The sequence below is a fragment of the Pseudomonas sp. G2-4 genome (assembly GCF_030064125.1).
GTDB lineage: Bacteria > Pseudomonadota > Gammaproteobacteria > Pseudomonadales > Pseudomonadaceae > Aquipseudomonas.
This window is the reverse complement of sequence record NZ_CP125957.1, coordinates 2986355-3004177: the sequence shown is the minus strand read 5'-3', so window position 1 is coordinate 3004177 and position 17823 is coordinate 2986355. Positions and strand designations below refer to the sequence as shown.

The 17823-nt window shown below is 60.8% G+C and carries 15 protein-coding genes; 11 read left to right on the top strand and 4 right to left on the bottom strand.

Going from position 1 to position 17823, the window contains the following annotated elements; genetic code table 11:
• The 9 genes from QNH97_RS12855 (at position 1) to QNH97_RS12815 (ending at position 11176) form a co-directional block, all read left to right on the top strand.
• The gene (locus QNH97_RS12855) at positions 1 to 1293 is read left to right on the top strand and encodes a glycosyltransferase (RefSeq protein ID WP_283557167.1); all 1293 of its coding nucleotides are present in this window, start codon (positions 1 to 3) and stop codon (positions 1291 to 1293) included.
• 90 nt (positions 1294 to 1383) lie between these two features.
• Complete coding sequence (locus QNH97_RS12850) at positions 1384 to 2289, top strand: AraC family transcriptional regulator (RefSeq protein WP_283557166.1); 906 nt, start codon at positions 1384 to 1386, stop codon at positions 2287 to 2289.
• 346 nt (positions 2290 to 2635) lie between these two features.
• Positions 2636 to 3946: an ABC transporter substrate-binding protein gene (locus QNH97_RS12845; RefSeq protein ID WP_283557165.1), complete on the top strand. Its 1311-nt coding sequence runs from the start codon at positions 2636 to 2638 to the stop codon at positions 3944 to 3946.
• Positions 3947 to 4104: 158 nt separating this feature from the next.
• On the top strand, positions 4105 to 5040 hold the full coding sequence (locus QNH97_RS12840; protein WP_283557164.1) for a carbohydrate ABC transporter permease: 936 nt from the start codon (positions 4105 to 4107) through the stop codon (positions 5038 to 5040).
• Between the two features lie 10 nt (positions 5041 to 5050).
• Complete coding sequence (locus QNH97_RS12835) at positions 5051 to 5881, top strand: carbohydrate ABC transporter permease (protein ID WP_047229111.1); 831 nt, start codon at positions 5051 to 5053, stop codon at positions 5879 to 5881.
• Positions 5882 to 5920: 39 nt separating this feature from the next.
• Positions 5921 to 7024 (top strand): ABC transporter ATP-binding protein, encoded by a 1104-nt coding sequence (locus tag QNH97_RS12830; RefSeq protein ID WP_283557163.1) that lies wholly within the window; start codon positions 5921 to 5923, stop codon positions 7022 to 7024.
• Positions 7025 to 7039: 15 nt separating this feature from the next.
• Positions 7040 to 8521, top strand: coding sequence for a mannitol dehydrogenase family protein (locus tag QNH97_RS12825; RefSeq protein WP_283557162.1), 1482 nt, complete (start codon positions 7040 to 7042; stop codon positions 8519 to 8521).
• Between the two features lie 216 nt (positions 8522 to 8737).
• The gene (gene xylB / locus QNH97_RS12820) at positions 8738 to 10225 is read left to right on the top strand and encodes a xylulokinase (protein ID WP_283557161.1); all 1488 of its coding nucleotides are present in this window, start codon (positions 8738 to 8740) and stop codon (positions 10223 to 10225) included.
• Positions 10226 to 10237: 12 nt separating this feature from the next.
• Complete coding sequence (locus QNH97_RS12815; protein ID WP_283557160.1) at positions 10238 to 11176, top strand: carbohydrate kinase family protein; 939 nt, start codon at positions 10238 to 10240, stop codon at positions 11174 to 11176.
• A gap of 92 nt (positions 11177 to 11268) precedes the next feature.
• Here the strand turns inward: QNH97_RS12815 and QNH97_RS12810 are convergent, their stop codons facing one another.
• The 4 genes from QNH97_RS12810 to QNH97_RS12795 form a co-directional block, all read right to left on the bottom strand.
• Positions 11269 to 11568 carry a DUF1652 domain-containing protein gene (locus tag QNH97_RS12810; protein ID WP_283557159.1) on the bottom strand — a complete coding sequence of 100 codons (300 nt, stop codon included), beginning with the start codon at positions 11566 to 11568 and terminating at the stop codon, positions 11269 to 11271.
• A gap of 316 nt (positions 11569 to 11884) precedes the next feature.
• Entirely contained in the window at positions 11885 to 12952 is a 1068-nt protein-coding gene (gene ilvA / locus QNH97_RS12805; RefSeq protein ID WP_283557158.1) for a threonine ammonia-lyase, biosynthetic, read from the bottom strand.
• Between the two features lie 230 nt (positions 12953 to 13182).
• Complete coding sequence (locus QNH97_RS12800; protein WP_283557157.1) at positions 13183 to 14331, bottom strand: PQQ-dependent sugar dehydrogenase; 1149 nt, start codon at positions 14329 to 14331, stop codon at positions 13183 to 13185.
• Positions 14332 to 14377: 46 nt separating this feature from the next.
• Positions 14378 to 14719 (bottom strand): hypothetical protein, encoded by a 342-nt coding sequence (locus QNH97_RS12795; protein WP_283557156.1) that lies wholly within the window; start codon positions 14717 to 14719, stop codon positions 14378 to 14380.
• A 187-nt stretch (positions 14720 to 14906) separates the two neighbouring features.
• Between QNH97_RS12795 and ku the strand changes: the two genes are divergently transcribed.
• Both ku and ligD read left to right on the top strand, forming a co-directional pair.
• Positions 14907 to 15797 carry a non-homologous end joining protein Ku gene (gene ku, locus QNH97_RS12790; RefSeq protein WP_283557155.1) on the top strand — a complete coding sequence of 297 codons (891 nt, stop codon included), beginning with the start codon at positions 14907 to 14909 and terminating at the stop codon, positions 15795 to 15797.
• Positions 15798 to 15829: 32 nt separating this feature from the next.
• Positions 15830 to 17818, top strand: a complete 1989-nt coding sequence (ligD, locus tag QNH97_RS12785; protein WP_283557154.1) for a DNA ligase D — start codon at positions 15830 to 15832, stop codon at positions 17816 to 17818.
• Positions 17819 to 17823: the final 5 nt, after the last annotated feature.

Below are 17823 nucleotides of genomic sequence, written 5' to 3'. Positions count from 1 at the left end.
ATGCGTCATCCCACCGCCACCAAGGTCCTGGTTATCGGCTATGTCTGGCCCGAGCCGCGCTCGTCGGCTGCCGGCGGACACGTCATGCAGTTGCTGGAAGCGTTCCTCGGGCAAGGCTGGGACATCACCTTCAGCAGCCCTGCACGCCCCGGTGAAAACCGCGCCGACCTGATCGCACTGGGCATCCACGAAGTGCCGATCGAACTCAATAGCAGCAGTTTCGATGGGTTCATTCGTGAACTGGCGCCGGATATCGTGTTGTTCGACCAGTTCATGATGGAAGAACAATTTGGCTGGCGAGTCGAGAAACACTGCCCCGACGCCCTGCGCGTGCTGGAGACGTCCGATCTGCAGTGCCTGCGCCACGCCCGCCATCAACGCCTGAAAGATCGTTTGAAGGCCGATGAGGTGTCCCAGGATTTCAGCGATCTTTTCGCCCCGGCCCTGCGTGAAGAGTTCGAGTTGATGGCTGGCACCGACCTGGCCCTGCGGGAAATCGCTGCCTTGTACCGCTGCGACCTCAACCTGATGGTATCCGAGGTTGAAATCGAACTGTTGGTGGAACACTTCAAGCTGCCCCGTAACCTGCTGCACTGGTGCCCGTTGATGCTGGACCTGCCGAACGCACCGTTCGTGCCGTTCGAAGACCGGGCGCATTTCTTGAGCATCGGCAACTTCCGTCATGCGCCGAACTGGGACGCCGTGCTCTGGATGAAAAACGCCGTCTGGCCGCTGATCCGCCAGCAACTGCCCAGTGCACAACTGCACCTGTACGGCTCCTACACGCCGCCCAAGGCGGCCGCGCTGCACAATCCGGCCCAAGGGTTCCACATCATGAACTGGGCGGAAGACGCCTTGCAGGTCATGTCGGCGGCCCGTATCTGCCTGGCACCGCTGCGCTTCGGCGCCGGTATCAAGGGCAAGCTGATCGAGGCCATGCTCTGTGGCACGCCTAACGTCACCACGCCCATCGGCGCCGAAGCCATGCACGGCGAGTTGCCCTGGGGCGGCTCGATCGCCCAAAGCGCTGAAAGCATCGCCCACGCGGCGGTGCAGCTGTATAGCGACCCGGCGCGTTGGAGCCAGGCCCAGAGCGCCGGCCTGGCCCTGCTGGAGAGCCGTTACCAGCGACAGGTACATGGCCCGGCGCTGATTGACAGCATCACGACTTGCCGTGCCGACCTTGCGCAACGACGCCGGGACAACTTCACTGGCAGCATGCTGCGTCACCACCAGCACAAGAGCACCCAATACATGGCCCAGTGGATTGAAGAAAAAAACCGCAACAGCTAGCCGACACCAGCCCCCACATCCTCTACGGGGTGGCACCTGTGTGGCGAAGGGGGCATTATCAGTGGCGATAACAACAAAAGTGCCAGGCACATGACCCGAACAGCCAGAGTCACCGACCCTTCCTACGAGTTGATGGACGACCACAACGGGCTGTCCATCATCTATCGCCAACACGGTTTCCCCTGCCCGCTGGTGCGCTGGCATTTCCACAAGGAATACGAGCTGCACCTGATCGTCGCCAGCTCCGGCAAGGTGTTCATTGGCGACTACATCGGCAATTTCTATCCGCAGTCGCTGTTCCTCACCGGCCCCAACTTGCCCCACAACTGGATCAGCCAGGTGGCTGAAGACGAAGTGGTGCCCAAGCGCGACATGCTGGTGAACTTCACCGACGAGTTGTTCGAAAGCGGTCATCAGGTGTTTGCCGAGCTCAAGACCGTTGCACCGTTGCTTGAACGCGCCCAGTACGGTATCGAGTTTCGCTGCACGCGCACCATCCGCCAGGCGATGATCCTGATGCAACGTATCGCCGATTCCCAGGGCATGAGCCGCCTGGGGCATTTTTTCATCCTGATGGAGCTGCTGGCCGCCACGGATGACTACCAACTGCTTTCCGGCGCTACAGCCCCGCCAGCGGCGGACGAGCACAGCATCGACCGCACCAACCGCGCGGTGGACTACATCTTTGCCCATTACGCCCGGGAACTGTCCCTGGAAGAAGTCGCCGAGCACCTGGGCATGAAACCCACCTACTTCAGCCGCGTGTTCAAGCAAGCCACCGGTCGGTGTTTCATCGAATTCGTCAATCGGCTGCGCATCAGTAAATCCTGCGAATTACTGGCCGACGGCGATAAACCGGTGACGGACGTGTGCTTCGAGTCGGGGTTCAACAATATTTCCAATTTCAACCGGCGCTTCCAGCAACTCAAGGGCATGACTCCCTCCCACTACCGGCGGTTGGCGGTGCAGCGGCTGACCGAGCAGAACCAGGGCTGACACTTATCGCCCTGGCAGAGAGCCCTGTGGCGAGGGAGCTTGCTCCCGCTGGGCTGCGAAGCAGCCCCCCTGGATCGGTCTGTCACACTGAGTTGTCAGGGCGATTGTTGAGGGCCGCTGCGCGCCCCAGCGGGAGCAAGCTCCCTCGCCACAGGTCCTTTATTCGGCCTGAAGTGGTAGGCATTAATCCCTCCAGTGCAAAATAGTATCAGCATAAGTGCGACGGATGATTTGTCACGCCGTCCATAGAGGGCTGTAATCAGCGCACATTCTTCCCTTCATCCGGAAGACACAAAAACAATAACTGTCCTTCTGCAGCCTTCCGGGCGCGGAAAAGGAGTGCGCGATGAAACCTTCGGTAAAAGCTCTGCTTGTCTCCACCTGCATGACCCTCAGCAGCGTCAGTTTCGGCGCACAAACCCTCACCATTGCCACCGTCAACAACAGCGACATGATCCGCATGCAAAAGCTCTCGAAAACCTTCGAGGCCGAGCACCCGGACATCAAGCTGAACTGGGTGGTGCTCGAAGAAAACGTACTGCGTCAACGCCTGACCACTGACATCGCCACCCAGGGCGGGCAGTTCGACGTACTGACCATTGGCATGTACGAAGCCGCACTCTGGGGTGCCAAAGGCTGGCTGGAACCGATGAAGGATCTGCCGGCCAGTTATGCCCTCGACGATATATTCCCATCGGTACGCGAAGGCCTGTCGGTCAAGGGCTCGCTCTACGCGCTGCCGTTCTATGCCGAAAGCTCGATCACCTATTACCGCACCGACCTGTTCAAGGATGCCGGGCTGACCATGCCCGAACACCCGACTTGGACCCAGATCGGTGAGTTTGCGGAAAAACTCACCGACAAGACCAAGGAGCAATATGGCCTGTGCCTGCGGGGCAAAGCCGGTTGGGGCGAGAACATGGCGCTGATTACCACCCTGGCCAACGGTTATGGCGCACGCTGGTTCGATGAGAAGTGGCAGCCGCAATTCAATGGGCCCGAGTGGAAAGACGCACTGAACTTCTACGTCGACAACATGAAGAAATCCGGCCCACCGGGGGCTTCCAGCAACGGTTTCAATGAAAACCTGGCCCTGTTCAACAGCGGCAAATGCGCGATCTGGGTCGATGCCAGCGTCGCCGGTTCGTTCGTGACCGACAAGACCCAGAGCAAGGTGGCCGATCACGTTGGATTCACCTTCGCCCCCCACGAAAAAACCGACAAAGGTACCTCGTGGATGTACTCCTGGTCGCTGGCCATCCCGGCCAGTTCCAAAGCCAAGGAAGCCGCCACGGTCTTTACCACTTGGGCCACTTCCAAGGAGTACGGTCAATTGGTTGCCAAGACCGACGGCATCGCCAACGTACCGCCAGGCACACGCACCTCGACCTACAGCGACGACTACATGAAAGCCGCTCCGTTTGCCAAGGTGACCCTGGAGTCGTTGAAAGTCGCCGACCCGAAAGCGCCAACCCTCAAGCCTGTGCCCTATGTCGGCATCCAGCTGGTGACTATTCCCGAGTTCCAGGCCATCGGCACCCAGGTGGGTAAATTCTTTGCCGGTGCGCTGACCGGCCAGCAGACCGTGGACCAGGCGTTGACCGCTGCGCAGTCCACCACCGAACGCGAGATGAAACGCGCCGGGTATCCCAAGTAGTCAGCTCATTTGAGGCCCGCTCCCTATTCCTGTGGGAGCGAGCTTGCTCGCGATGAGGGCCCTCCAGCCAATATTACGAGCGACTGACACGACGCTATCGCGAGCAAGCTCGCTCCCACAGTGGATCTTCATAGGCCCGCAATAATCGGTTCAATGCCATGAATAGTTCAACGACAACAACCGCCAAAGCCCCCGTCGAGATTGCCCCACCGGCCCGCAAGGCCCGTCTGGCGAACCCCGGCTGGTTCCTGGTCAGCCCTTCGGTCGCCTTATTGCTGCTATGGATGATCGTGCCCCTGGGCATGACCGTCTATTTCTCGATGATCCGCTACAACCTGCTCTACCCCGGCGAAAACGAATTCGTGGGGCTGGAAAACTTCACTTACTTCCTGACCGATTCGGGCTTCATGCCCGGCGCCAGCAACACCCTGCTGCTGGTGGGCAGCGTGTTGCTGATCAGTATCGTGCTCGGGGTGTTGATCAGCGCCCTGCTGGAGGCCAGTGAGTTTTTTGGCCGCGGCGTCGTACGGGTCCTGCTGATTTCGCCCTTTTTCATCATGCCCACCGTGGGCGCGCTGATCTGGAAAAACCTGATTTTCCACCCGGTCTCGGGGATCCTCGCCTCAGTCTGGAAACTGTTCGGCGCACAACCGGTGGATTGGCTGGCCCACTACCCGTTGCTGTCGATCATCATCATCGTGAGTTGGCAATGGTTGCCCTTTGCGATCCTGATCCTGATGACCGCCATGCAGTCCCTCGACCAGGAACAGAAAGAAGCTGCACGTCTGGACGGTGCCGGCCCCATCGCGATTTTCTGGCACCTGACCCTGCCGCATCTGGCCCGGCCGATTGCCGTGGTGGTGATGATCGAGACGATTTTCCTGCTGTCGGTGTTCGCCGAGATTTTCACCACCACCAACGGTGGCCCTGGCTACGCCTCCACCAACCTGGCCTATCTGATCTACAACCAGGCACTGGTGCAGTTCGACGTCGGCATGGCTTCGGCCGGTGGCCTGATTGCCGTGGTCATCGCCAATATCGCCGCCATCATCCTGGTCCGGATGATTGGCAAAAACCTCACTGACAAGAACTGAGGCCGCCGCCATGACACTTCAACAATCCCGTCGGCTGCAAAGCTTGCTGCTAGGCACACTGGCCTGGGCCATTGCGATCCTGATTTTCTTCCCGATCTTCTGGATGGTGCTGACCAGCTTCAAGACCGAAATCGACGCGTTCGCCACACCGCCGCAGTTCATCTTCACGCCGACGCTGGAGAACTACCTGCACATCAACGAGCGCAGCAACTACTTCAGCTTCGCCTGGAACTCCGTGGTGATTTCCTTCAGCGCCACCGCCCTTTGCCTGCTGATTGCAGTACCGGCAGCCTACTCCATGGCGTTCTATGAAACCCAGCGCACCAAAGGCACATTGCTGTGGATGCTCTCCACCAAGATGTTGCCGCCGGTGGGCGTGCTGATGCCGATCTACCTGCTGGCCAAGAGCTTTGGCCTGCTGGATACACGGACTGCGCTGATCATCATCTACACCTTGATCAACCTGCCAATCGTGGTCTGGATGATTTACACCTACTTCAAGGACATTCCCCGCGACATCCTCGAAGCCGCGCGTCTGGATGGCGCCACGCTGTGGCAGGAGATGGTTCGCGTCCTGCTGCCAATCGCCAAGGGTGGCCTGGCCTCCACCGTACTGTTGTCGCTGATCCTGTGCTGGAACGAGGCCTTCTGGTCACTGAACCTCACCTCCTCCAAAGCCGCACCATTGACGGCACTGATCGCGTCCTACTCCAGCCCCGAAGGTTTGTTCTGGGCCAAGTTGTCCGCCGTCTCGACCCTGGCCTGCGCGCCGATCCTGATTTTTGGCTGGATCAGCCAGAAGCAGCTGGTGCGCGGTTTGTCCTTCGGCGCCGTGAAATAACGCGCCCTACACAATCATCAGAAGTGGAGGCCCATCATCATGGCCAACCTGAAAATCAAGAATTTGCAAAAAGGTTTCGAAGGCTTCTCCATCATCAAGGGCATCGACCTTGAGGTGAACGACCGCGAGTTCGTGGTGTTTGTCGGCCCGTCGGGCTGTGGCAAATCCACACTGCTGCGGCTGATCGCCGGCCTTGAAGAGGTCAGCGACGGCACCATCGAACTGGACGGCCGGGACATCACTGAAGTCAGCCCAGCCAAGCGCGACCTGGCGATGGTGTTCCAGACCTACGCCCTGTACCCGCACATGAGTGTGCGCAAGAATATGTCCTTCGCCCTGGACCTGGCCGGGGTGCCCAAGGCCGAGGTGGAAAAGAAGGTCAACGAAGCCGCGCGCATCCTGGAGCTGGGGCCGATGCTTGAGCGCAAGCCCAAGCAACTGTCCGGCGGCCAGCGCCAGCGCGTGGCAATTGGCCGGGCCATCGTGCGCAACCCTAAGATCTTCCTGTTCGACGAACCCTTGTCCAACCTCGACGCCGCACTGCGCGTGCAGATGCGCCTGGAACTGGCCCGGCTGCACAAGGAACTGCAAGCGACCATGATCTACGTGACCCACGATCAGGTCGAAGCCATGACCCTGGCCGACAAGGTCGTGGTGCTCAATGCCGGACGCGTCGAGCAGGTCGGCTCGCCACTTGAGCTGTATCACCAACCGGCCAACCTGTTTGTCGCCGGGTTCCTCGGCACGCCAAAAATGGGCTTTCTCAAAGGCAAGGTCACGCGGCTTGAGGGCCAGGGTTGTGAAGTCCTGCTGGATGCCGGCACCCGTATCAGCCTGCCATTGAGCGGCGCCAGCCTGAGCGTTGGCGGCGCGGTCACCCTGGGGATTCGTCCGGAGCACTTGAACCTGGCACAACCGGGCGATTGCACGCTGCAAGTCACCGCCGATGTAAGCGAACGACTGGGCAGCGACACCTTTTGCCACGTCGTGACCGCGTCCGGCGAAGCGCTGACCATGCGCGTTCGCGGCGATCTTGCCAGCCGTTTCGGCGAGCAATTGAGCCTGCACCTGGACGCCGAACACTGCCACCTATTCGATGCCGAGGGCGTGGCGGTCACCCGTGCGCTGCGCGCCGCCGCCTGATTGCCGAGACTTGTGATGAAACTCAATCGACAGAACCTGCACAACCTCAGCCCCGAGGTCGCCCTGCCCGCCTACTCCTTGAGCGAGACTCGCCAGGGCATCGCCCACATCGGTGTCGGCGGTTTCCACCGCGCTCACCAGGCGTACTACACCGATGCGCTGATGAACACCGGCGCCGATCTGGACTGGGCCATCTGCGGCGTCGGCTTGCGGGCCGAAGACCGTCGCGCCCGGGATGACCTGGCCGGCCAGGACTACCTCTTCACCCTGTATGAATTGGGCGACACCGACGACACCGAAGTCCGGGTGGTCGGTGCCATCGCCGACATGCTGCTGGCCGAAGACGGCGCCCAGGCGCTGATCGACAAACTGTCCGACCCGCAGATCCGCATCGTCTCGCTGACCATCACCGAGGGCGGCTATTGCATCGACGACAGCAACGGCGAGTTCATGGCCCACCTGCCGCAGATCCAGCATGACCTGGCCCATCCGAACGAACCGAAGACCGTGTTCGGTTTCCTTTGCGCCGCCCTGACCAGACGTCGGGCCGCCGGGACCCCAGCGTTCACCCTGATGTCCTGCGATAACCTGCCCCACAACGGCGCCGTGACCCGCAAGGCGTTGCTGGCCTTCGCCGCATTGCGCGATGCCGAGCTGGGCCAGTGGATCGAACATAACGTGAGCTTCCCCAACGCCATGGTCGATCGCATCACGCCCATGACCAGCGTCGCCCATCGCCTGCAACTGCATGACGAACATGGCATCGACGATGCCTGGCCGGTGGTCTGCGAACCCTTCGTGCAATGGGTGCTGGAAGACAAATTCGTCAACGGTCGCCCGGCCTGGGAAAAGGTTGGGGTGCAATTCACCGATGACGTTTCGCCCTATGAAGAGATGAAAATCAAGCTACTCAACGGCAGTCACCTGGCGCTGACCTACCTGGGGTTTCTCAAGGGCTATCGCTTCGTCCACGAGACCATGAATGACCCGCTGTTCGTGCGTTACATAAGGGCCTACATGGACCTGGACGTGACGCCGCAACTGGCGCCGGTGCCGGGTATCGACCTGGCCGACTACAAGGACACCCTGGTGGAGCGTTTTTCCAACCAGGCGATTGCCGACCAGTTGGAACGGGTGTGTTCGGACGGCTCGTCGAAGTTTCCGAAATTCACCGTGCCGACCATCAACCGACTGATTGCCGACGGCGCTGAAACCCGCCGCGCGGCGCTGGTGGTGGCCGCCTGGGCCGTGTACCTGAAGGGCGTGGACGAGAATGGCGTGACGTATTCGATTCCGGACCCACGGGCGGCGTTCTGCCAGGCGCTGGTGGCTGACGATGCATTGGTGACCCAGCGGATGCTGGAAGTGGAAGAGATTTTTGGTACCGCAATCCCCCATTCACCGGAGTTCGTGGCAGCATTCGAATGGTGCTGCAACAGCTTGCGCGAGCATGGCGTTACGCGGACGCTTGAGCGGGTGTTGGCTGACGCAGACTAAGGCTAGGATGCGGTCGCTTTTGTGGCGAGGGAGCTTGCTCCCGCTGGGCTGCGTAGCGGCCCCAAGACAGCCGACGCGGTGAACCTGATAGACCGAGTGGCAGGTTTTGGGGCTGCTACGCAGCCCAGCGGGAGCAAGCTCCCTCGCCACAGGTAATGTGTTTGCTGACCGAGCGGCTATTTCCTGCGGGTATTGATCTGACGACCAAGGATTTTTATGGCAAACCAACAGCTGTTCCTAGGCATCGACTGCGGCACCCAAGGCACCAAGGCCCTGATCCTCGACGCCGCCAGCGGCCAGGTGCTGGGCCTGGGGGCCGCTGCACACGACATGATCAGCGGCCCTAACGGATGCCGCGAACAAGACACCCAGCAATGGCTTGACGCGTTCACCCAGGCCACACATCAGGCGCTGGCCGCCGCCGGGGTCGATGGCCAGGCCATCCTCGGCGTCGGTGTCTCCGGCCAGCAGCACGGCCTGGTGTTGCTCGATGACCAGGGCCAGGTCCTGCGCCCGGCCAAGCTGTGGTGCGACACCGAAACCGCTCCGGAAAACGATCGACTGCTGGCGCACTTGGGCGGCGAAAGGGGCTCCCTGGAACGCCTGGGTGTGGTCATTGCTCCCGGATACACCGTGTCCAAGCTGCTGTGGACCCGCGAGCAGCATCCAGCGCTTTTCGCCCGCATCGCCAGCATCCTGCTGCCCCACGACTTCCTCAATCATTGGCTCACCGGCCGCCGTTGCAGCGAATACGGCGACGCCTCTGGTACTGGCTACTTCAATGTGCGTACCCGTCAATGGGACGTGCCGTTGCTGCAACACATCGACCCTAGCGGCCGCTTGCAATCGGCGTTGCCGGAACTGATCGACGCTCACCAACCGGTCGGTCGGATCCTGCCGGCCATCGCCGCGCACCTGGGCATCAACCCGAATGCAGTGGTGGCAAGCGGTGGCGGTGACAACATGATGGGCGCCATCGGCACCGGCAATATCCAGCCCGGCGTGATCACCATGAGCCTCGGCTCCTCCGGCACCGTATACGCTTATGCCGCCGAACCTGCAGTCAGCCCGCAAGCGTCGGTGGCGACGTTCTGCTCCTCCAGCGGTGGCTGGCTGCCGCTGATCTGCACCATGAACCTGACCAATGCCACCGGGGCGATACGCGAGTTGCTGGACCTGGACATCGAAGCCTTCAACGCTTTGGTGGCCCAGGCGCCGATTGGCGCCGAGGGCGTGTGCATGCTGCCGTTCCTCAACGGTGAGCGCGTCCCCGCCCTGCCCCAAGCCACCGGCAGCCTGCTCGGCCTGACGGCCACCAACCTGACCCGGGCCAACCTGTGCCGGGCCGTGGTCGAAGGCACGACCTTCGGTTTGCGCTACGGCCTGGACCTGTTGCGCGCCAACGGGCTCCAGGCCCAGAGCATCCGCCTGATCGGCGGCGGCTCGAAGAGCCCGGTGTGGCGGCAGATCGTCGCCGACATCATGAATACCACGGTCATATGCACCGAGCAGAGCGAAGCTGCCGCCCTGGGCGCGGCCATTCAGGCGGCGTGGTGCCATTCAGGGGCGCAGGAAAACCTGGCCGAATTGTGCAAGCGCTGCGTCAAGCTCGACCTGGGCAGTGAAACCCGGCCCATCACCGAGCACGTGGCGGCGTCCCAACAAGCTTATGAACTTTATCGACAACACGTCGCAACCCTTTGAGAGCGTTCAACTATGTATCTGGTGTGTGGTGAAGCGCTGTTTGATTTTTTCAGTGAAAACGAAGCGGGTGGCCCCGCCTCGCAAGTGAACTTCAAGGCCATTGCCGGCGGCTCGCCGTTCAACGTGGCGGTTGGCTTGCGGCGCCTGGGCGTTGAGTCGGCGCTGTTTGCCGGGCTGTCCACCGACTACCTTGGCCGCCGCTTGCAGCAGGTGCTGCTCAACGAAGGCGTCAGCGCGCAATACCTGGTGGATTTCGACGCACCGACGACCCTGGCGATGGTTGCCGTCGGCGCCAACGGGTCACCCCATTACAGCTTTCGCGGCGAAGGCTGCGCGGACCGGCAGTTGAGCCCCGCGCATCTGCCGACGCTGGGCCCCGAGGTGCGCGGTTTGCATTTCGGCTCGTTCTGCCTGGTGGTGCAGCCGATTGCCGACACCCTGCTTGCCTTGGCGCAGCGCGAAAGCGGCAAGCGCCTGATCACCTTGGACCCGAACGTACGCCTCAATCCACAGCCGGATATCGACCTGTGGCGCTCGCGGATCGCAACGCTGGTGCCATATGCCGACCTGATCAAGGTCAGCGACGAAGATCTGGGCCTGCTCTACCCCGAGCTTGAACCTCAAGCGGTGATCGATGACTGGTTGCAGCATCGTTGCCAGCTGGTATTCCTGACGCGCGGCGGCCAGGGCGCGACGGTGTTCAGTCGCCAACACGGCTCATGGTCGATGCCCGCCTGCCCGGTGAAGATCGCCGACACCGTGGGCGCAGGCGACACCTTCCAGGCCGCGTTGATTACCTGGCTCACTGAACAGCAACTGGATTCGATTGAAGGGCTGAAAACCCTGACCCGCGATCAGATCAGCGCCATGCTTGACTTCGCCATACGCGCTGCGGCCCTGACTTGCTCGAAGACCGGGCCAGACCTGCCTTACCGGCAACAGTTGAGCTGACGTTCCAAACCGCTACAGATAGCGGACAAAGGAACGCCCAGCTCGGACAATGACCAGGCCAGGCGTCGATGTGATTGAACAGGGCGTGCGTTTTAGCGCCCGGTCATCCGATGGAGCTGATGAAAATGGTTACCGACGGGATTGTGGTGCTGGTTCTGACCGTGGTTCTGATCGAGTTCGGTGCGCAGCTCGGCAATCAAATCATTGATTGCGCGGCAACCCGTGAGTTTTTGAGCATCGATACCGGTTTTCACCAGGGCCACGCGGTCGGTTTGATGATCGTCGTAGATCTTGATCGTCATGGACAAATCGGGTGACAACGTGCATTGCGAGCGCTTGGGCAGCAAGCTGCTTTCAATGATGTTTCGCATTTCGAGGGCAGATAAAAACATGGCAACTCTCTCCTGTTGAGGCGGCCAATTTATGTACAACGGCGGTATTTTCGTCCGTTTTCTTCCATGCGGACTGGGACTACGAATGCCGTGCCGTTCGTTCGTTCGTTTTTTGGCGCTTCTAATCAATGAGCCCGAGCAGCGGACTCCTGGACCATCCCGCAATTAATGTGCCTGAATTCACGACCCTCTGACTTGATCGAAATCAATCACTTAGCTTGAAGAGGCGCCGGACCGGTCATGCAGAATGCAAGGAAACGATAAAAAAACCATGCAAACTGCAAGTACTTTCTTCCTGCCGAAGTTAGATTAGCCCCTATTGGGGCTGGGTGAGAGGGCATCCGTCGCCTGCTCCGAGAAAAGTATGTTTCGGCCGACAAACTGCATTTACGGCCGCGCGCTCAGCCACATGTCGCAGGCTATCGAAGTTGATGTTGGCACCGGAATCAATGGCCACCAGGGTCTGGCCTTGGGCACCGGTCCTGGACACGTACTGCTTGATGCCTGCCACCGCCAAGGCGCCCGAGGGCTCAGTGATTGAGCGAGTGTCGTCATAGATGTCCTTGATCGCGGCGCAGAGTTGGTCGTTGGTGACCGTCATGACCTCATCGACACAAAAGCGGCAGATCTCGAAACCATGGGCGCCGATCTGCGCGACGGCCACGCCATCGGCGAAGGTGCCCACGCTCGGTAGCGTCACCCGTTCTCCGGCCGCCAACGCCGCCTGCAGGCAAGCAGAGTGCTGCGACTCGACACCCACGATGCGGACTTCCGGTCGCAGGTACTTGACGTAGGCCGCGATCCCGGCGATCAGCCCACCGCCACCGACCGGGACGAAAATGGCGTCCAGCCTGCCGGGGTGCTGACGGAGGATTTCCAGGGCCACGGTGCCCTGGCCCGCGATCACGTCCGGATCATCGAAAGGCGACACGAACTCCCGCCCGGTCTGCCGCGCCAGGTCCAGCGCATGCTCCAAGGCAAACGGAAAACTCTCTCCGTACAGCAACGCTTCGGCGCCCCGGTTGCGCACGCCCAGCACCTTGAGTTGCGGGGTGGTCAGGGGCATGACGATGCTGGCCGAGATACCCAGTTCCCGCGCCGCCAGCGCCACGCCCTGGGCATGATTGCCAGCAGAAGCCGTGATGACGCCGCGAGCCCGCTGCTCCGAGGTTAACTGGACCAGCTTGTTGTAGGCACCGCGGATCTTGAAGGAAAAGGTCGGTTGCAGGTCCTCACGCTTGAGCAGGATCTGATTACCCAGGGCTTCGGACAACGCAGGGGCCGCTTGCAATGGCGTACGCACGGCCAGTTCGTACACCGGCGCGGCCAGAATCTTTTTGACGTAGTGTTCCAGCAGGGCTTGTTCGGGGCGGGTGGCGGTCATCGCGGTCTCCTGGTTTGGATACAACCCTGGAGACAGAAAGAAAAAACCCGCCTCTAGGGCGGGTTGGGTGCAGTCGTCAGCTAGCCCGCCAAATAAGGAATGGCGGTAATAATGCTTGGCTGGCTGCGCAGTACGTTAAAAGTCATGACTGGAAATTAGCGGTGCGTTGGCAGCAAGTCAATGGCAAATCTCAAGTGCCACCTAGATCGGCTCTTGTGGTCCTCGTCACGTCATTTAAGCCCGACTTTATACAGTGCCCCGTCGCCTTCATCCGTCAGCACATACAGGTAACCATCCGGCCCCTGGCGGACATCACGGATACGTTCGTCGAGTTCACCGAGTAGACGCTCTTCGTGTACGACCTTATCGTCCTGAAATTGCAGGCGGATCAGGTTCTTGGATACCAGTGCCCCAATGAACACGTTGTGTTGCCAGGCCTTGAAGCGATCATTGTCGTAGAACGCCATGCCGCTGAGCCCCGGCGACACCTGCCAGACATGATAAGGGCCAAGGGTGCCCTGCACCGTCTTGCCCTGGGCCTCGGGAATCGGAGCGCCGGAGTAGTTGTCACCGTGGGTCGCCAACGGCCAGCCGTAATTCTTGCCACGCTCGATGATGTTCAGTTCATCGCCGCCCTTGGGCCCATGCTCGTTCTCCCACAGCGTACCGTTGCGTGGGTTGAGGGCGGCCCCTTGAGGATTGCGGATGCCGTAGGCCCAGATCTCGGGACGTACGTCTTTCTGGCCGACAAAGGGGTTATCGTCCGGAACCTTGCCATCGGGGTAGATGCGCACGATCTTGCCTTGCAACTTGTCCAGGTCCTGGGCCGTCGGACGGTCGTTGTTCTCCCCCAAGGTGATGAACAGGTAGCCATCCCGGTCGAAAACCAGGCGCGATCCAAAGTGGTTGCCCGTGGACAGCTTGGGTTGCTGGCGGAAGATCACGTCGAAACTGTCCAGTCTCTTCAAGTCTTCTGACAGCTGCCCGCGGCCCACGGCGGTGCCGGCCTTGCCGTCCTCACCGGCCTCGGCATAGGACAGGTAGACGGTGCGATCCTGCTTGAAATCCGGCGACAGCGCGACATCCAGCAAACCGCCCTGGCCCTTGGCCCAGACCTTGGGGACGCCACTCAACGGCGCCGATAAATGCCCGTCGGGGCTCACCAGTCGCAGGTTGCCGGGGCGCTCCGTGACCAGCATGCCTTGCTGATCCGGCAAGAACGCCAGCGCCCAGGGATGTTCCAGGCCCTTGACCACCGTGGTCACCTCCAGGGTGCCATCCTCGCTTTTCATTGACTGGGTTTGCGCGGCAGAAACCGGCGTGGCAAGGGTCAGAACAGCGCTGGCGCAAATTACGGCCAGGAGTGTTTTACGCAACATGCACACATCCTTCTGTGGGTGGAAAGAAACAGCCAGGTTTCAGCGCCTAGCGATCGCGGTTGTTCGTATTCCTGGGGGGCGGCGTGTATTCGAGGGTGGGCCGTGGCGAGGCCGGCGGCTTGCCGGAACGCGGGTAGCCATTGCCGATGCCACCGTTTTCCAGGGTTGGCGGACGGGGGGCAGGAATCGTCGGGTTGTTGTGGATCATCGGCACGTTGGGCCGGGTGCCCTGCATGCTATTGGGGTTGGCCCGGCGAGTCGGGCTGTTATAGGGGTTGTTGTTGCCGGGCAGATTCTGGGCCACGAGCAACGGTTCCTCGCCAGGCATGGCGGCCTGGACAGTGGCGCTCAGCAGTAACGTCATGATGGCAATCAGCAGCCTGTTCATCGGAACTCCTCATGGATTCAGGCATATCGAAAACACGCTACGCCGCAGGTTCGCGGTTGTTAAGTAAAAAAACCGCCTGAAGATGTAACGAAGCGTCTCGAAGAACGTGTGGCAGCGCGCGACGGAAACTTTTCCTCGACCGCCAAGGTCACCAGAAAGACGAATCCATCCGTAAGGAAACTCCACCATGGCACGGGCAATCTGGAAAGGCGCAATCAGTTTCGGACTGGTCCACATTCCTGTGGCACTGGTGTCGGCCACCTCGTCCCAGGGTGTGGATTTCGACTGGTTGGACAAACGCAGCATGGACCCGGTGGGCTACAAGCGGGTCAACAAGGTCACGGGAAAAGAAGTGACCAAGGAAGACATTGTCAAAGGCGTGCAATACCAAAAAGGCCAGTATGTGCTGCTCAGCGAAGAAGAAATCCGCTCTGCCCATCCCAAGTCCACCCAGACCATCGATATCTTTTCCTTCGTCGACAGCGAAAAAATCCCGCTGCAGAACATCGACACCCCCTATTTCCTGGCACCGGACAAACGCGGCGGCAAAGTCTATGCCCTGCTGCGTGAAACCCTGATCAAGACCAACAAGGTGGCCCTGGCCCACGTCGTGCTCCACACCCGCCAGCACCTGGCGGCCCTCATGCCCCTGGAATCGGCCCTGGTGCTGGTCATGCTGCGCTGGCCGGCGGAAGTGCGCGACCTGGACATCCTGGAACTGGGCGACGAGGTCACTCATCCAACCCTGGCCAAGGGAGAGCTGGACATGGCCAAGCGCCTGGTGCAAGACATGAGCGCCGACTGGGAGCCGGAACAATACCGCGACAGTTTCGAAGACAAGATCATGGAACTGGTGGAGAAGAAGGCCAATGAAGGTCGTCTGGAAGCGGTGGAAACCGATCCCGGGGAAGAACAACGCAAGACCGCCGATGTCATCGACCTCACCGAACTGCTCAAGCGCAGCCTGGGTGGCAAAGGCAAGGCGGCGGACAAACCCGCCGCGAAAACTGCCGCAAAACCGACGAAGACCAGCAAGTCCGCTCCCGCTAAAAAAGCCACCAAGGCCTCTCGGGGCTAGACCCGGGCGCCTGCAATACAAGGGAATCTGTCATGGCCAATGCCGAGAGTGAATATGCCCGTTTGCCCGATGTCGAGCAGGACGAAGCATCGTCCCCCCGACGCGCTCGCCGGACCAAGACGATCGATGAAAACCGCCTTCCTGCACGTCTGTCGCCGCAGCTGGCCACGCCCGTGGAGCAACCTCCGTCCGGGGAGTGGCTCTATGAAGTGCAATTCCATGGCTATCGACTGCTGACCCGCATCGAACACGGCGAAGTGCGTTTGCTCAATCGGACTCAGCAGGACTGGACCGACCGCCTGAAGCTGCACGCCGACGCCTTGGCCGAGTTGAACCTGGGGGACAGTTGGCTAGACGGTGAGTTGGTCCTGTTGGACGACAGCGGGCACTCTGACTTCGCCGCCCTGCGCCAGGCATTCGAGATCGGGCGCAGCGTCGACATGGTGTATTTCCTGTTCGATGCGCCGTATCTCAATGGCGTCGACCTGCGCCACAAGCCGGTGGAAGAACGCCGCGCGGCACTTAAGAAGGTCCTGAAGAACAACGCCAGCAAGCGTCTGCGGTTTTCCGAGGCATTTTCCGCCAGCCAGCACGATATGTTCGAAAGTGCCATCGCCCTTTCACTGGACAGCGTGGTCGGTAAGCGCCTGGGCAGCCCCTACATGTCCCGGCGAAGCGCCGACTGGGTCAAGCTCAAGTGCCGGCTGCGTCAAGCCTTCGTGATCGTCGGGTTTACCCGTGCGCAAGGCAAGCGCAACGGTTTCGGCGCGCTGTTGCTGGCGGTCAACGGGCCGTCGGGACTGGTGTACGCCGGCCGTGTCGGCACAGGATTCACTCAATCCCAGCTCAAACAGCTACATGAGCAACTCTGTACCCAAGAGCGTGACACAGCGCCGCTGGCCAAACCGCTCAATGCCACGCAGAGCCGCAGCGTGCACTGGGTAGAGCCGACTCAGGTCTGTGAAGTCGAATTTGCCGAATGGACCCGTGACGGCCTGGTACGTCAGGCGGTTTTCCTAGGGCTGCCGGAAAACACCGCCACCGGCAGGATTGTCCGCGAACAGCCCATGCCGATAAAAACCCCGACACCCAAGCCCCAGCGCCGCAACAAAACCCGCGCCGTGGAAGTCGGCGGTGTGGCGATTACCCACCCCGAGCGCGTCATCGACAGCGTGAGCGGCGTCCATAAAGCGGAACTTGCGCAGTATTACGCCGACATTGCCCCGTGGATACTGCCCCATCTGAGGCAGCGGCCCGTTGCCCTGTTACGGGCTCCGGACGGGATCGGCGAGGAGCAGTTTTTCCAGAAACACGCTGATCGCCTGGACATTCCCCATATCAAACAACTGGATCCGGCCCTGGACCCTGGACATGCCGCCCTGATGGAAATCGATAATGTGCAGTCGCTCATCAGCGCGGCGCAAATGGGTACGGTGGAATTGCACACCTGGACCGCGACCCACGACCGGATCGAAACGCCAGACCTGTTCGTCCTGGACCTGGATCCCGATCCGTCGCTGCCTTGGAGCGCCATGCTCGAAGCGACCCGCCAGACCCTGGCGCTGCTCGATGAGCTGGGTTTGCAGGCCTTTCTCAAGACCAGCGGCGGCAAAGGCATGCACATCATCGTGCCGTTGGCACGAAGTGAAGGCTGGGACAGCACCAAGGCTTTCGCCAAGGCCATCTCCCAGTTTCTGACCCGGCAAATGCCACAACAGATCACCGCCACCATGGGGCCGAAAAACCGCGTCGGCAAAATATTCGTCGATTACTTGCGCAACGCCCGGGGCGCCAGCACGGTGACCGCCTATTCGGTCCGTGCCCGGCCAGGCCTGCCGGTATCCGTACCGATTGCCCGCGCCGAGCTGGACGGTTTGCGCAACGCCCAGCAATGGGACATTCATACGGCACTTGAACGGGCCAGGAGCTTGGGCGCCGATCCGTGGGAGGGCTACAACCATCGACAGCGGATCACGGCCAGGATGTGGGAACAATTGGAGGCGCAGAAACCCAACGACTGACGGAA

Coding starts and splice junctions, on each gene's coding strand:
- QNH97_RS12855 (WP_283557167.1), top strand. CDS start 1: ATGCGTCATCCCACCGCCACCAAGGTCCTGGTTATCGGCTATGTCTGG.
- QNH97_RS12850 (WP_283557166.1), top strand. CDS start 1,384: ATGACCCGAACAGCCAGAGTCACCGACCCTTCCTACGAGTTGATGGAC.
- QNH97_RS12845 (WP_283557165.1), top strand. CDS start 2,636: ATGAAACCTTCGGTAAAAGCTCTGCTTGTCTCCACCTGCATGACCCTC.
- QNH97_RS12840 (WP_283557164.1), top strand. CDS start 4,105: ATGAATAGTTCAACGACAACAACCGCCAAAGCCCCCGTCGAGATTGCC.
- QNH97_RS12835 (WP_047229111.1), top strand. CDS start 5,051: ATGACACTTCAACAATCCCGTCGGCTGCAAAGCTTGCTGCTAGGCACA.
- QNH97_RS12830 (WP_283557163.1), top strand. CDS start 5,921: ATGGCCAACCTGAAAATCAAGAATTTGCAAAAAGGTTTCGAAGGCTTC.
- QNH97_RS12825 (WP_283557162.1), top strand. CDS start 7,040: ATGAAACTCAATCGACAGAACCTGCACAACCTCAGCCCCGAGGTCGCC.
- xylB (WP_283557161.1), top strand. CDS start 8,738: ATGGCAAACCAACAGCTGTTCCTAGGCATCGACTGCGGCACCCAAGGC.
- QNH97_RS12815 (WP_283557160.1), top strand. CDS start 10,238: ATGTATCTGGTGTGTGGTGAAGCGCTGTTTGATTTTTTCAGTGAAAAC.
- QNH97_RS12810 (WP_283557159.1), bottom strand. CDS start 11,568: ATGTTTTTATCTGCCCTCGAAATGCGAAACATCATTGAAAGCAGCTTG.
- ilvA (WP_283557158.1), bottom strand. CDS start 12,952: ATGACCGCCACCCGCCCCGAACAAGCCCTGCTGGAACACTACGTCAAA.
- QNH97_RS12800 (WP_283557157.1), bottom strand. CDS start 14,331: ATGTTGCGTAAAACACTCCTGGCCGTAATTTGCGCCAGCGCTGTTCTG.
- QNH97_RS12795 (WP_283557156.1), bottom strand. CDS start 14,719: ATGAACAGGCTGCTGATTGCCATCATGACGTTACTGCTGAGCGCCACT.
- ku (WP_283557155.1), top strand. CDS start 14,907: ATGGCACGGGCAATCTGGAAAGGCGCAATCAGTTTCGGACTGGTCCAC.
- ligD (WP_283557154.1), top strand. CDS start 15,830: ATGGCCAATGCCGAGAGTGAATATGCCCGTTTGCCCGATGTCGAGCAG.